This is a genomic window from Mycobacterium sp. IDUB_17 (genome assembly GCF_055419465.1).
In genome coordinates, this window is the sequence record NZ_JBVAXS010000001.1 from 1,164,718 (window position 1) to 1,178,167 (window position 13,450).

The following is a 13,450-nucleotide window of genomic DNA, read 5'->3' on the forward strand; positions in this document are numbered from 1 at the left end:
GATTGTGATGGACATGCAGTTGATCCAGGGATCATCGCTGGTGGGGTTCAACGAGCTCGCCGCCGCCCACGGGGGCGACCCGGCTTCGTTGCTGGAATTCGCCGGCATCGATCCCGCCGATGCCGGACAACGTGACCGCTATCTTCCGTTGCGTAGCGCCATCGCCGCGGTCGAAAGCGCAGCCGCGGTGCTCGGTGTGGATGACTTCGGGCGCCAGCTCGCGCTGCGGCAGAGCATCGACATCCTCGGCCCGGTCGGTGTCGCCGCCCGCACCGCCACCACCGTGGCCGAGGCATTCACCATCATCGACACCTACATGAGCGCCTATAGTCCCGGCATCACCGCCCGCATCCACTCACACACCGACGAGACGCTGTGCCGGTTCGAATTCGACTTCCTCCTGCACCCGAGGCCACCACAGGCCCAGGCCATCGAACTGGCCCTCGGCGTCACCCTCCGGGTGCTGCACCTGTTCCTGGGCACCACCTACCGAGCCGTTTCCGTGCACCTGCCCCACCCCGCACTCGGCACCAGAACCGACTACCGCCGCTACTTCGGATGCCCACCGCACTTCAACGACCCGTTCGCCGGATTCACCCTGCGCTCCAACCACTTACAGCGCCCGCTCAACCACGATCCGCTGGCCCATCAGCTCGCCTTGCGCTACCTGTCCAGCACCCGCACCGAGCAGCTGAGGGGCTTCACCGAAACCGTGCGCGGGATCGTCCGCCAACTCCTGCCCACCGGAGAGCTGACCGCCGAACTCGTCGCCCGCCAGTTCGGCATCCACCCCAAAACGCTGCAACGACGCCTTGTCACCGAAGGAACCACCTTCGGCAAGATGCTCGATCACACTCGCCGTGAACTCGCCCAACGCTTACTGCTCGACACCGATCTGCCCCTCGTGCAGCTGTGTCGCCAACTCGGTTACGCCGAGCAGAGCGTGCTGACCCGGGCATGCAAACGCTGGTTCGGCATGACACCCAGCGACTACCGCACCGCCCGCACCGCCCGCTAACCTCCAGCGACGAGTCAACGACAACCGGCACCAACGCGCACTATCCGGGGCCAAGCTCAGTCCACCCATCCACATCAGGTTGACATGGCCAATGCAACGTCTAGCTATACCGTGCATCAATTGGTTGTAGCGACAGACTGATAGCGCCGCGGCACGCGGCCCGCTGACTGACCCATGGGTCGGACTCGCCGCCACAAGCCCTTGCTTGCGCCACTGAGGAGTTCGCCGCCGGCATCGCCTTTCGCTAGACGCCGCCGCGGCGCAGCATCCGACCCTGTGCGGTCTGGAAGTCAATCTTCTTGCCGCGCAACCAGGTACTCGTCACGACACCGGCGAGTGCGCGTCCGTCGTAGGGGCTGATCGGGTTCTTGTGGTGCAGCTTGTGCACGTCGACGACCTGCGCGGACTCGGGCTCGAAGATCGCGAAGTCTGCGTCGTAGCCCAGCGCGATCTTGCCCTTGTTGCTCAGTCCGGCGAGCGCGGCGGGTTTGGCCGCCATCCACTCGAGCACCTGCGTGAGCTTGATGCCGCGACGCTTGGCCTCGGTCCAGATCAACGACAGGCCGAGTTGCAACGACGCGACACCGCCCCAGGCAACACCGAAGTCACCGTTCTCGACGTCCTTCAGGTCGACCGTCGACGGCGAGTGGTCGGAGACGATGCAGTCGATCGTGCCGTCGAGAAGGCCCTGCCACAGCAGTTCCCGATTCGACGCCTCCCGGATCGGCGGGCAGCACTTGAATGCCGTTGCGCCGTTGGGGATCTCCTCGGCGAGGAGCGTCAAGTAGTGCGGGCACGTCTCGACAGAGATCTTGACGCCGTCACGTTTTGCGGTCGCGAGCATCGGCAGTGCGTCTGACGACGACAGGTGCAGAATATGCGCGCGGGCACCGGTCCATCGGGCGCGCTCGATAACCTCGGCGATCGCCACGTTCTCGGCGCCGCGCGGTCGCGACGCGAGAAAGCGCTCGTACCGGTCCCCCTCGGCTGTGGGGGCATGGTCGATGGCGCGGGAGTCCTCGGCGTGCACGATCATCATGGAGTCGAAGTCGGCCAGCACGGCCATGTCCTTCTCCATCTCGTCCGCGTCGAGATGCGGGAACTCGTCGACGCCGGAGTGCAGCAGGAAGCATTTGAAGCCGAACACACCTTCGTCGTGCAGACCCCGCAGATCGTCGGTGTTGCCGGGAATCGCCCCGCCCCAGAAACCGACGTCGATGTGCGTCTTGCCCGATGCCGCCGCACGCTTGGCGTTGAGGGCTTCGACGTTGACCGTCGGCGGAATCGAGTTGAGCGGCATGTCGATCAGCGTGGTCACGCCGCCGGCCGCCGCGGCGCGGGTAGCGGAGTCGAACCCCTCCCACTCGGTGCGGCCCGGCTCGTTGACGTGCACGTGCGTATCGACCAGGCCGGGGATCATGACCTGCTCGTCGGTGAGTTCGATGATCTCCGCGCCGGTGAGGCCACTTCCCAGCGGCTCGATCGCGACGACGCGACCGTCGCGGATACCGATCTCGCGGGCGACGATTCCCGCCGTCGTCAGCGTGCGTTCGCCGCGGACCACCAGGTCGAATTCAGGCTGGTTCAGCGTCTCGGGCGCGTCGGCGGTCATCGGCAGCTCTCCATGGCTAGCAGCATAATTCCTCATTGTGGAAATGACACTCCACCCTTCGGGCAACTGTAAGTGTGAGCGTTGACACAGTCAATCGCGCCAAAAGCTTGACAGTGGGTGCCTGGATGCGACTTACTTACTAAATTCGTGGAATATTACTTCCACATAATGGAATGTATGCGCCGGCGTCGAGCGTCGTCGCACTGACCGTGACAGGCTTATCCATGACCACAGAGTCCACCGGGCTCATCGGCGACTCCAGTCGTACCGATGCAACCCCGTTCGCCGACGTGAGCCCGTTGTTGTACAACGCCGATCTCGCGCCCACCAAGCGCGAAGGTCGACGGTGGGGCGCATACAACATCTTCACCTTGTGGGCGAACGACGTACACAGCCTGGGGAACTATTCGTTCGCCATCGGCCTGTTCGCCCTGGGCCTCGGCGGGTGGCAGATCCTGCTGGTGCTCGGACTCGGCGGCGTCTTCCTCTTCCTGCTGCTCAGCCTGTCCGGGTTCATGGGGGAAAAGACCGGTGTCCCGTTCCCGGTGATGAGCCGCATCTCGTTCGGCACCCGCGGCGCGCAGATCCCCGCCGTCATCCGCGGCGCGGTCGCGATCGCATGGTTCGGCATCCAGACGTACCTCGCGTCTGTGGTACTACGCATCCTGATCGTCGCGCTCGCACCGTCGGCCCAGAGTCTCGACTCGAACAGCTTCCTGGGGTTGTCGACGCTCGGCTGGATCTCGTTCGTCGGGTTGTGGGTGATCCAGGTGGTCATCGTCAGCTACGGCATGGAGATGATTCGCAAGTACGAGGCGGTCGCCGGTCCGGTCATCCTGATCACGATGGTCGCGCTCGCGATCTGGATGCTCAGCAGCGCCGACTGGTCCATCGCGTGGACCACGCCCGACTCGCTGACCGGCCTCGACATGTGGCTGAAGATCGTCGGCGGCGCCAGCCTGTGGGTCGCGATCTACGGCACGTTCGTCCTCAACTTCTGCGACTTCACCCGTAACGCGACGTCGAAGCGGGCCATCGTGAAAGGCAACTTCTGGGGCATCCCGCTCAACATGCTGGTGTTCGGCAGCATCGTCATCACGCTGGCCGGTGCTCAGTTCCGCATCGACGGACGCATCATCGAATCGCCCGCCGACATCGTCAAGGAAGTGCCGAACACCCTGCTGCTGGTGCTCGCGGGACTCGCGCTGCTGATCCTGACCATCGCGGTGAACCTGATGGCGAACTTTGTCGCACCGATCTATGCGCTCAACAACCTGTTCCCCAAGCACCTCAACTTCCGTCGCGCAGCACTCATCTCAGCCGCCATCGGCCTGGTGATCCTGCCGTGGAACCTGTACAACTCCCCTGCCGTGATCAACTACTTCCTCGGTGGCCTCGGCGCCATTCTCGGGCCGCTGTTCGGAATCATCATGGCCGACTACTGGTTGGTGCGTCGTTCCAAGATCAACGTTCTCGCCCTGTTCTCGACCGATGCGTCCGGTGAATACCACTACGCGAAGGGCATCAACGTGCGTGCCGTGGTCGCCCTCGTCATCACGGCGGTCGTGGCGCTGCTGCTCGCGTTCGTTCCGGCGTTCCGAGTTGTCTCGGAGTTCTCCTGGTTCATCGGTGCCGGGCTCGGTGCGATCGTGTACCTGGCGGTCGCAGATCGCCGAGGACCCTTCCACGACATCTCCGGTGAGCCCATCGCCGTGGCGAGCACGCACTAGACAGGAACCGCCATGAGAATCCTCGTAGCCAACGTCAACACGACGGTCTCGATGACCGATGCGATCGCCGAGTCGGCGCGCGGTGTCGCGTCTCCGGGTACCGAGATCGTCGGCATCACACCACGTTTCGGCGCGGACTCGTGCGAAGGAAACTTCGAGAGCTATCTCGCGGCCATCGCCGTCATGGACGCGATCACGTCCTACCCCGAGCCGTTCGACGCGGTGATCCAGGCCGGCTACGGCGAGCACGGTCGGGAAGGTCTGCAGGAGTTGCTCGACGTCCCGGTGGTGGACATCACCGAGGCGGCCGCGTCGACGGCGATGTATCTGGGACACAAGTACTCGGTCGTCACCACCCTCGACCGCACCGTCCCGCTGATCGAAGACCGTCTCAAGCTGGCGGGACTCGACGCACGATGCGCGTCGGTGCGGGCGTCGGGCCTCGGTGTGCTCGAACTCGAATCGGATCCGGACCGCGCGGTCGAGGCGATCGTCCGCCAGTCTCGAGAGGCCGTCGAGAACGATCACGCCGAAGTGATCTGTCTGGGCTGCGGCGGTATGGCCGAGCTCGAAGCGAAGGTGCGAGCCGCGACCGGCGTCCCGATCGTTGACGGAGTCCGCTCGGCGGTCACCATCGCCGAAGGGCTGGTCCGGATGGGCCTGTCCACCTCGAAGGTGCGTACCTACGCGACTCCCCGCGAGAAGAAGGTCACCGGCTGGCCATTCCAGCTGTAGGCCAACGATTTAGACGAGACCGGGCGCCACAATCCAGGCGCCCGGTCTCGTCGTCCGTCAGAGCATGATCTGGCGGTTGACGTCCTTGTACAGCAGGTAACGGAAGTTCGACGGCCCGCCCGCGTAGCACGCCTGCGGGCAGAAGGCGCGCAGCGAGAGGAAGTCGCCTTCCTGAACTTCCACCCAGTCTCCGTTGAGGTGATAGACGGCCTTGCCTTCGAGCATCAGGAGCCCGTGTTCCATCACGTGGGTCTCGGCGAACGGAATGGTCGCGCCCGGCTCGAAGGTGACGACGTTGACGTGCATGTCGTACGCCAGGTCCTGCGGGTCGAGCATGCGCGTCGTGCGCCATTTGCCTTCGGTTCCGGGCATGGCTGACGGTTCGATGTCCTGCTCGTTGCCGAACTTCACCGACGGCGTGTGGCCTTCGATGGCCTCATAGCGCTTGCGGATCCACACGAACGTCGCGTCGACGTCGCCGTTGTTGTGGGCCGACCAGTCGGTACCGGCCGGAAGGTAGGCGAAGCCGCCCTCGGTGAGGGTCTGCGACTGGCCTGCCGCGTCGACGGTGAGCGCACCGGAGGTGACGAACAGGAAGCTCTGGACCTCGGGTTGCGGCTCGGGTCGCTGCGCCCCGCCGCCCGGCTTGACCTCGACGATCGCCTGGTAATAGGTCGTCGCGCCACCGGCGACCGGGCGGTTGATGATCCATGCGCGCGTGTCGGTCCATTCCGGGAACACCGAGGTGACGATGTCCGAGAGGACGCCGCGCGGGATCACCGTGTAGGCCTCGGTGACGATGGCACGGTCGGTCAGCAGATCGGTCTGCGGGGGCAGGCCGCCGCGGGGCGTGTAGTACGACGCTGCGGTCACTGGGTGGGTCACCGATTGCTCCTCGTTGAGTGGCCGAGCGCGATGTCGCGCACGGTGGACATGGAGAGATCGGTGGCTGTCTCGATCTCATCGACGGTGAGGGCGCCGCACACGCTGCCACGATGGATCACGTTGGCGAGCGCGCGGGCGGTGGCCGGCTCGTCCATGACGGTCGAGTCGAGCCGGTGGACGTAGTTGCGCAGGCGTGTCGCGGCCGGCGCGAAGGCGCCACGGTAGAACGCGTAGGTCGACAGGTATCGGGTGACCAGTTGGGCGGGGTGCATGTCCCAGCCCTGGTAGATACCGCGTTCCAGGTGGCGTCGGACGAGGCGCGCGTGCAACTTCCACGCCATGGCGATGTTGTCGGGCTCACCGACCGGGAGGATGTTGGTCGAGCCGTCGGACATGTGCACGCCGGTGCCTGCGACGGCCAGTTGCATGACGTTCTTGGCGTGGTCTGCCGCCGGATGCTCCATCGACTGGTAGGCGGCGGCGATACCGAGGGACGCCGAGTAGTCGTAGGTCCCGTAGTGCAGCGAGCTGACGCGGCCCTGGCCGGCGTGGACGAACTGGGCAACGGGTGCGCGGCCATCGGCGCCGAGGATCGCCTGGGGTGTTTCGACCTGCACTTCGAAGCGGATGCGGCCGGCCGGCAGTCCGTTCGCACGCTCGAGCGCGCTCGCGACGACGACCATCGCCTCAACCTGGTCGACGGACGTCACCTTGGGGAGGGTGAGGGTGAGGCCGTCGGGCAGGCCGCCGGAGTCGACGAGTCCGCTGACGAACATGTCGAGCGTGCGCAGTCCGCGCGCCCGGGTGCCGGCTTCGAAGCACTTGAAGCGGGTGCCGACGAACGGCGTCGAGGTGCCTGCGTCGAGCGCGATCCGCAGTGCTGCAACCGCCTGTGCGACATCGGCGTCCTCGGTCGCGTCGTCGAAGGTGCCGTAGCCGTCCTCGAAGTCGATGCGGAGGTCTTCGATCGGCTCGGTGGTCAGCTTGTTCTCGACGAGGGCTGCCAGAGTCTCGGGTTCACAGTCGGTTCCGCTGCTCGCACCGACGAGTGCGGCCACTGCGTCGAGCCCGCCTGCGTCCTTCGCGGCTGCGACAGCGGTGGAGCCCCAGTCGGCGGGCATCGTCGCCGAGTACCGGTTGCCCGGAATGTAGACGGTGTGGATCGGCTGCCGACGGCCGTCATCACCGGGGTATTGGTTCACCAGTTGTGCGTCGGAGGCCGAGAGGCGGCGGTCGACGTCGGCCAGCACCGCATTGTCGAGGCGTTGTGTCACAGATGTGCCTCCCCTGTCTGGAAGTTCCCGTAAGGACAGAATTCCACATTGTGGAGTTTAACGCGAGTGTAATCGTTGCGCGATGTACGTTTCTTCATCGAAACACTTTTTCCATATTGCGGAAATGATCTTGCGCATGTTGGATGGAACGACAATCGTCGGCCGGGAGTGGACTGAATGGCGGAGAAGACAGGCGGCGTGCAGTCGGTGGAGCGCGCGTTCGAGTTGATGGAGTTGATCGGGCGTGCTGGAGGAGAGTGCTCGCTGACCGAGTTGTCGGCGGAGTCGCCCTTGCCGCCGCCGACCATTCACCGTTTCCTGCGCACACTGGTCGGAATCGGCTACGTGCGCCAGCTGCCCAATCGCCGCTACGCCCTCGGGCCGAGGCTGATTCGGCTTGGTGAAGTGGCGAACCGCCAGTTGGGCGCGGTCGCCGCTCCGGTGCTGCAGTCGTTGGTCGATGAATTGTCGGAGACGGCAAGTCTCGCGGTGCTCGACGGTGACATGGTGATCTACACCGGGCAGGTGCTGCCTTCGAAGCTGATGCGGCCGAACAACGAAGTCGGCAAGCGCGTCGGCCTGCACACGTCCGGTGTGGGCAAGGCCGTTCTGGGTGAGTTGGACGATGCGCGCATTCTGAAACTGGTCACGCAGTCCGGACTTCCCGCACCGACCGAGAACAGTGCGTCCACCCTTTCTGCGGTGTTCGCGAACGTCGAGCGCGTGCGCATCGACGGCTATGCGATCGACAACGAGGAGTTCGAGATCGGTGTTCGCTCCGTCGCGATGGCGGTGCCCGGCGCTCCGACTCCAATGGCAATCGGCATCTCCGGGCCCTCGGCTCATATCACTGAGGAGTTGATCGCTCGAGCCGTTCCCGCACTGAAGAAGGCGACCGGCGTGATCTCGGAAGCCCTGATCGGGGCGAAGGAGCGGTAAACCTCCAGCGGCGCAGTCGCGCTAAGCGCTGTATCCCCCGTCGATCCTCAGCACTGTGCCGGTGACGTAGGAGGCCTGCGGGCTGGCGAGGAAGACGACGCCGGCGGCGATCTCGTCGGGCCTGCCGTAGCGCCCCATCGCGGTCGTCGGTAGGAACGTGGATGCGGCCGGGCCATCGGCGGGGTTCATTTCGGTGGCGACGAACCCGGGCTGGATGATGTTGACCGTGATGCCCCGGCGCGCCAAATCGCGGGCCGCGCCGCGGCTGTAGCCCTCAAGGGCGGACTTGGACCCCGCATAGTCGGCCATCCCCGGGAAGCCCACTCGCGTCCCCACGCCCGAGCTGATACTGACGATCCGCCCGCCATCCGGCAGCAGCGGGTACGCCGCCCGGATCGCGGCCACCACGCTGGTGTAGTTGATGGCGAGCTGGCGGTCGAAGGCAGACTCGTCGGCGTGCTCACCGTCAATCAGGCCGGTGACCGAGACGGCCGCGTTGTTGACCAGAATGCCGATCTTCCCGAAGTGCTCCACCACGCGCCCTATCAGGCCCGCGGCCTGTTCGGGATCCGCCTGATCGGCTCGAAATGCCGCCGCGCGCACTCCTTTTCCCTCTAGTTCGGCGACGACGGCCTTGGCTCGATCGGCCGAGGACGAGTAGCTGATCGCGACGTCGGCTCCCGCGTCGGCCAGTGCCAACGCCGATGCCGCCCCGATCCCCCGCGATCCGCCGGTCACGAGCGCGACCTTGTTGTCCAGCTTTCCCATGCGCTTCCCGCTTCCTGGTCGGTCCGACCTTCTCTGTAGTTCTTGACCGTACGGTCCACCATAGGCATAGTGGACCGCGCGGTCAACAATCCGTATTCTGTGTTGCATGGCACGCCCGCGATCGTTCGATGAGAAGCAGGTGCTGACCGCCGTCTGCGATCAGTTCTGGGGCACCGGTTACGCTGCGACCTCACTGGAAGACCTGATGAGAGTCAGTGGGCTCGGCAAAGGCAGCCTCTATGCGGCGTTCGGCGACAAGCATCAGCTGTTCCTGCAGGCGCTGCGCGGCTACACGGACGCCAGACACGAGGAGCTTCGGACGGCGCTCGCCGAGACTCCACGGGCTCTGGACGCACTTCGCACGCTCCTCGAGGCACCGACTGACGCCGATGCGCGGCGTGGCTGCCTCATGGCCAACAGCACCTACGAGCTTGGTCATGCCGATCCGGAAGTGCTTGCTCACGCCCGCCGCACCTACGACAAATCCACCGCACTGATCGGTGACTGTGTCGCCCGCGCCCAGCGCGAGGGCGACGTGCCGGCCGGGGCGGATCCGATCGCGCTTGCACGGGCCCTCCTGGCCGCGCAACAAGGGCTCGTATTCATGGGCCGGACGGGGTTGGACACCGCCACGCTCGCCGCCACGGCACGATCGCTTGCGGCCCAACTCCTGCCGGATCGCGCTGGCGACTGAACCGGCGGGCGCGAATTCAACTGTTCGCTGTGCCTGTCAGCCGCCTTTGTCCTCTTTCGTCAGATGAGTCATCTCCAGCCTGATGGTCCCCCCGATCGGCGCAGGCGTAGCCACATCGACTCGTCTAGACGAAAGTCGTTGGCCCACTGTATTTGTTGTCCCGCTCAGCCGAAGCCATTACACCGGCCGGTGCGACGGGACGACTCGACCTATCGCATCAGTTTCGACCCGCCCGGTAGGTTTACCAACCGGTGCCGACGATTCGATTTGGCGTGAACCCGAGTTTGTCGTTGACCTGTTCGTTGAGGGCGGCCACAGCGCGCCGATTCGCGGGTAGTGTGCGGGATCCGCACTCGACCAAGACTAGAACGTGTTCTAATTCGGTGTATGTCCAGTCCAGCGGCGGGGCACGCTGACCCCGCTTTTGCGGAAGTGAAAGCCGTCTTTGAAGCAGGTTTGGCCAACGGCGACGATCTCGGCGCCGCGGTGGCGGTATTTATCGACGGTCGTGCGGTGGTGGATCTGTGGGGAGGCATCGCCGACCGACGGACCGGACGTCCATGGACGCGCGATACCGCTTGTCCGACCTTTTCCTGCACCAAGGGTGTGACGGCGACCGCGGCCCTCATGGTCGCCCAGCAATGCGGCCGCGGCGCCGACGAACCGGTGAGCGCCTGGTGGCCGGAATTCGCACAACACGACAAGCGCGAGACCACACTGAGCGACCTGATGGCCCACCGGGCCGGGTTGCCCGTCTTGGAGCGCCCGGTTTCGGTGGTCCAAGCCTCAGATCCCGCGGCGATGGCCGACCTGTTGGCGCGCCAATGCCCGCTCTGGCAGCCCGGGACCGAACATGGTTATCACGCTTTGACTTTCGGATGGCTGGTCGGCGAATTCGTGCGCCGCCACACCGGCCTGACTGTCGGCGAGTTCACCCGGCGCCACTTGGGCGATCGGCTGTTCATCGGCGCTTCCGGAGCGGCGGTGCGCGAGGCCGCCCGGATCAGTTCGCCACCGCCCGAGCAGCGTGCCTGGAGCGCCGAGAACGCGCCGCCGATACCGGACGACACAGTCGCCGAGATGGTGGCCGCGATGTCCGATCCAGAATCGCTGTTCATCCGGGCAGCATCGAATCCCGTTGCATCCTATAATGATCCAGAAGTATTGGCGGCCGGCTGGCCCGCGGCCGGCCTAGTTACCACCGCTCGTGATCTGGCCAAATTCTATGGCGACCTGATCAGCGGAACCCTGGTCGCCCCGGGTCCCCTGCGGGAAGCGATCACAGAACGCGTACGCGGCCGCGACCGGGTGCTGCGCTTGGAAAGTGCATTCGGGCTCGGCTACATGCTGCCGTCGCAGAACTTCGTGGTGCCCGAACCTGCGCAATCGACCGTCTTCGGTCACCCGGGGGCCGGTGGCTCGGTAGGACTGGCAGATCTCGAACACAAGGTCGCTTTCGCCTTCGTGCCCAACCTGCGCCGCGACTGGCTGGCCGGCGATCGCCGTGCCTATCGGCTCATCGCCGCGGTGTACGACGCGCTGTAATACCGCGGAACAACTGATACGCGCGGTGCTCCATCCCGGTCGTTAGCTCGACGGACGCTCTACCGGCATTGATGTGCAGATCCGGAATAAACCCGCACCCGGGTGAACTTGGCTCTGGAGTCACCTCCTTTCCCCGACCCAGGGAGCACCATGACCCGTCCCGTCCGCGTTGCCGTGCAGATCCAGCCCGGCGGCACGCCCGACTACGCCACATGGCGCGACGCCGTCCTCGCCGCCGACGACCTCGGCGTCGACGTAATCTTCGGTTACGACCACTTCCACCGCCCGGCGATGGAGGCGATCGTCGACGGCAAGCCCGTCCTGTTAGACGAGCAACCCGACGTCGCCAACTTTGAGGGTTGGACCGCGCTCGCGTCGTGGGGCGAGATCACCTCACATGCCGAGATCGGGCTCCTCGTTACCGGCGTCGGCTACCGCAACGCCGACCTACTCGCTGACATGGCGCGCACCGTCGACCACATCAGCGGCGGCCGGCTCATCCTGGGCCTCGGCGCGGGGTGGTACGAAAAGGACTACACCACCTATGGTTACGACTACGGCACCTTCGCCTCGCGCTTCGACCTGTTCGACGAGAGCCTGATCCGCATCGAAAAACGGCTGGCCGCACTGATTCCGCCGCCCGTGCGCAAGCTACCCATCCTCATCGGCGGCACGGGGCCCAAGCGCTCGCTACCCGCCGTTGCCAGGCACGCCGACATCTGGCATGCGTTTCAGGACCTCGACGCATTCCGCAGGTCCAGCGACCGCGTCGACGAGCTGGCAGCAACCTTCGGCCGCAACGGTGCCGATATCGAACGCTCCACGCTCTGGGAGAACGCCGATAGCGCCGATGCCTTCCGCGAGGCAGGCGTCACGCTGTTCCAGACCGAGCTCACCTCCGACAACGGATACGACCTCACGCCTCTCAAGCAGGTGGTCGCATGGCGAGACAACGGGTGACCACGCCCGAGACTTGATCTCTCTCCTCGGCATCAGCCTCGGACGATCGCGCAACGGATCCTGGCCGCACAGAACGGCATCCGGCTGCCCACGATTCGGGGCGAACAGATGATGAACCGCTGGGTTATTGCGGTCTCATCGTCGGCCGTTGCACTCTCGATGAGCCTGAAATCGCCTGCGAGATATTCAAACGCTTCCACGGTCAGGGCTACGGGACTGTAGCCGCCCGCGCGGTGATGGACGCAGCCTTCGCCACGGGTTGCCGCCGAATCTGGTGGACCGTCGGCGGGTGGAACAATCCCTCGCACCACCGATACGGCGGAATCGAATGTTGAGGGTTACCAGTACATGGCGCCGTGTTGCGGATTATGTTTCCCCCGAGCCGCTGGCCAACGCCTCCAGATCCGGTGCGCACCAGCCGCTCGCCCCGACGGCGGCGTGCAGGGCCCCGGCGAGTGAATCCAATTCCTCTGGCGCGGCGCGGGTATGGGCGGCGAACCACAACTCGCCGCGCGGGCCGGCGAACGTCTTGCGCCAATACCACGCAGCGAAGCGTTCAGGCATGAGGAGATACAGCGCACGCAGGTTGCGGGGAATCTCGGTGTTGCCGCCTGCCTCCAGGGCGCGAAAGGCCTGCCGGGTGGCGCGCACCATCGTCGTTAGCAGCGCCTGGTCAGTGGCCAGCCGCCGCGGCTGGATGTCGACACGGCGCAGGGCCAGCTGAATCGGCACGACGAACGCGGCGTGAGCGGTCAGCCACCCCTCGGGATCGGTGCTGATAGTCACCGGAAAACCGGAGGACTCGAACATCTGGGCGATGCTGTACATCCGCGCGGATCGCCGGCGATCGGAGTCAGCCACCATCGTCTTCTGCGCGCGGATCAACACGAACCGCACTCCCGCATCCTCGCGCACCCCGCCGGCGGCGGGAAAGCCGAACAGTGTCCGCTTGCCGATTGCCCTCGCCAGGGTATCGGTCAGGCCAGCAGCGTTGCCGAAGAACATCACATCCGCATCCACGTTCGCCAGCAGAGGCAACGTGCCGACCATCTGGTCGCGGCGCACCGCGACCAGTACGAGGTCACATGCAACACCGTCCGGTGTCGCAACCGCAGCCACCTCACAAGCGGTGCGACAGCCGGTTTCGACGTCCTGCAGAATCAGGCCGCAGTCGCGCAATTGGGCAAGCCGACTCCCCCTGGCGCACAACGTAACCGTATGCCCAGCCTCCAACAGGCGCGCGGCATACACACTGCCGATCACACCGGCCCCCAGCACCAAAATCCGCAT

General features: G+C 65.3%; 13 protein-coding genes. 8 read left to right on the plus strand and 5 right to left on the minus strand.

Annotation, left to right across the window (positions count from 1 at the left end):
* The first annotated feature begins 13 nt into the window (after positions 1 to 13).
* Complete coding sequence (locus ACZYZ7_RS05500) at positions 14 to 1,018, plus strand: AraC family transcriptional regulator (protein WP_463740557.1); 1,005 nt, start codon at positions 14 to 16, stop codon at positions 1,016 to 1,018.
* Between the two features lie 244 nt (positions 1,019 to 1,262).
* Here the strand turns inward: ACZYZ7_RS05500 and allB are convergent, their stop codons facing one another.
* On the minus strand, positions 1,263 to 2,630 hold the full coding sequence (gene allB / locus ACZYZ7_RS05505) for an allantoinase AllB (protein WP_463740407.1): 1,368 nt from the start codon (positions 2,628 to 2,630) through the stop codon (positions 1,263 to 1,265).
* A 224-nt stretch (positions 2,631 to 2,854) separates the two neighbouring features.
* On the opposite strand from allB, the gene ACZYZ7_RS05510 reads away from it, so the two are divergent.
* The gene (locus tag ACZYZ7_RS05510) at positions 2,855 to 4,360 is read left to right on the plus strand and encodes an NCS1 family nucleobase:cation symporter-1 (protein WP_463740408.1); all 1,506 of its coding nucleotides are present in this window, start codon (positions 2,855 to 2,857) and stop codon (positions 4,358 to 4,360) included.
* A 12-nt stretch (positions 4,361 to 4,372) separates the two neighbouring features.
* Positions 4,373 to 5,095, plus strand: a complete 723-nt coding sequence (locus ACZYZ7_RS05515) for an aspartate/glutamate racemase family protein (RefSeq protein ID WP_463740409.1) — start codon at positions 4,373 to 4,375, stop codon at positions 5,093 to 5,095.
* 57 nt (positions 5,096 to 5,152) lie between these two features.
* On the opposite strand, the gene ACZYZ7_RS05520 is transcribed toward ACZYZ7_RS05515, so the two are convergent.
* Together ACZYZ7_RS05520 and ACZYZ7_RS05525 are read right to left on the minus strand one after the other, a co-directional pair.
* Positions 5,153 to 5,968 (minus strand): bifunctional allantoicase/(S)-ureidoglycine aminohydrolase, encoded by an 816-nt coding sequence (locus tag ACZYZ7_RS05520; protein WP_463740558.1) that lies wholly within the window; start codon positions 5,966 to 5,968, stop codon positions 5,153 to 5,155.
* A gap of 8 nt (positions 5,969 to 5,976) precedes the next feature.
* A complete protein-coding gene (locus tag ACZYZ7_RS05525) occupies positions 5,977 to 7,254 on the minus strand; it encodes a DUF6986 family protein (protein WP_463740410.1) in 1,278 nt (425 codons plus the stop codon).
* Between the two features lie 177 nt (positions 7,255 to 7,431).
* On the opposite strand from ACZYZ7_RS05525, the gene ACZYZ7_RS05530 reads away from it, so the two are divergent.
* On the plus strand, positions 7,432 to 8,193 hold the full coding sequence (locus ACZYZ7_RS05530; RefSeq protein WP_463740411.1) for an IclR family transcriptional regulator: 762 nt from the start codon (positions 7,432 to 7,434) through the stop codon (positions 8,191 to 8,193).
* Between the two features lie 21 nt (positions 8,194 to 8,214).
* Here ACZYZ7_RS05530 and ACZYZ7_RS05535 read toward each other — a convergent pair whose 3' ends face one another.
* A complete protein-coding gene (locus tag ACZYZ7_RS05535) occupies positions 8,215 to 8,961 on the minus strand; it encodes an SDR family NAD(P)-dependent oxidoreductase (RefSeq protein WP_463740412.1) in 747 nt (248 codons plus the stop codon).
* A 106-nt stretch (positions 8,962 to 9,067) separates the two neighbouring features.
* Between ACZYZ7_RS05535 and ACZYZ7_RS05540 the strand changes: the two genes are divergently transcribed.
* The 4 genes from ACZYZ7_RS05540 (at position 9,068) to ACZYZ7_RS05555 (ending at position 12,495) form a co-directional block, all read left to right on the plus strand.
* On the plus strand, positions 9,068 to 9,655 hold the full coding sequence (locus tag ACZYZ7_RS05540) for a TetR/AcrR family transcriptional regulator (protein ID WP_463740413.1): 588 nt from the start codon (positions 9,068 to 9,070) through the stop codon (positions 9,653 to 9,655).
* 387 nt (positions 9,656 to 10,042) lie between these two features.
* Positions 10,043 to 11,200 carry a serine hydrolase domain-containing protein gene (locus ACZYZ7_RS05545; protein ID WP_463740414.1) on the plus strand — a complete coding sequence of 386 codons (1,158 nt, stop codon included), beginning with the start codon at positions 10,043 to 10,045 and terminating at the stop codon, positions 11,198 to 11,200.
* 150 nt (positions 11,201 to 11,350) lie between these two features.
* On the plus strand, positions 11,351 to 12,160 hold the full coding sequence (locus ACZYZ7_RS05550; protein WP_463740415.1) for an LLM class F420-dependent oxidoreductase: 810 nt from the start codon (positions 11,351 to 11,353) through the stop codon (positions 12,158 to 12,160).
* Between the two features lie 137 nt (positions 12,161 to 12,297).
* On the plus strand, positions 12,298 to 12,495 hold the full coding sequence (locus tag ACZYZ7_RS05555) for a GNAT family N-acetyltransferase (protein WP_463740559.1): 198 nt from the start codon (positions 12,298 to 12,300) through the stop codon (positions 12,493 to 12,495).
* Between the two features lie 31 nt (positions 12,496 to 12,526).
* Here the strand turns inward: ACZYZ7_RS05555 and ACZYZ7_RS05560 are convergent, their stop codons facing one another.
* Positions 12,527 to 13,450 (minus strand): ketopantoate reductase family protein, encoded by a 924-nt coding sequence (locus ACZYZ7_RS05560; RefSeq protein ID WP_463740560.1) that lies wholly within the window; start codon positions 13,448 to 13,450, stop codon positions 12,527 to 12,529.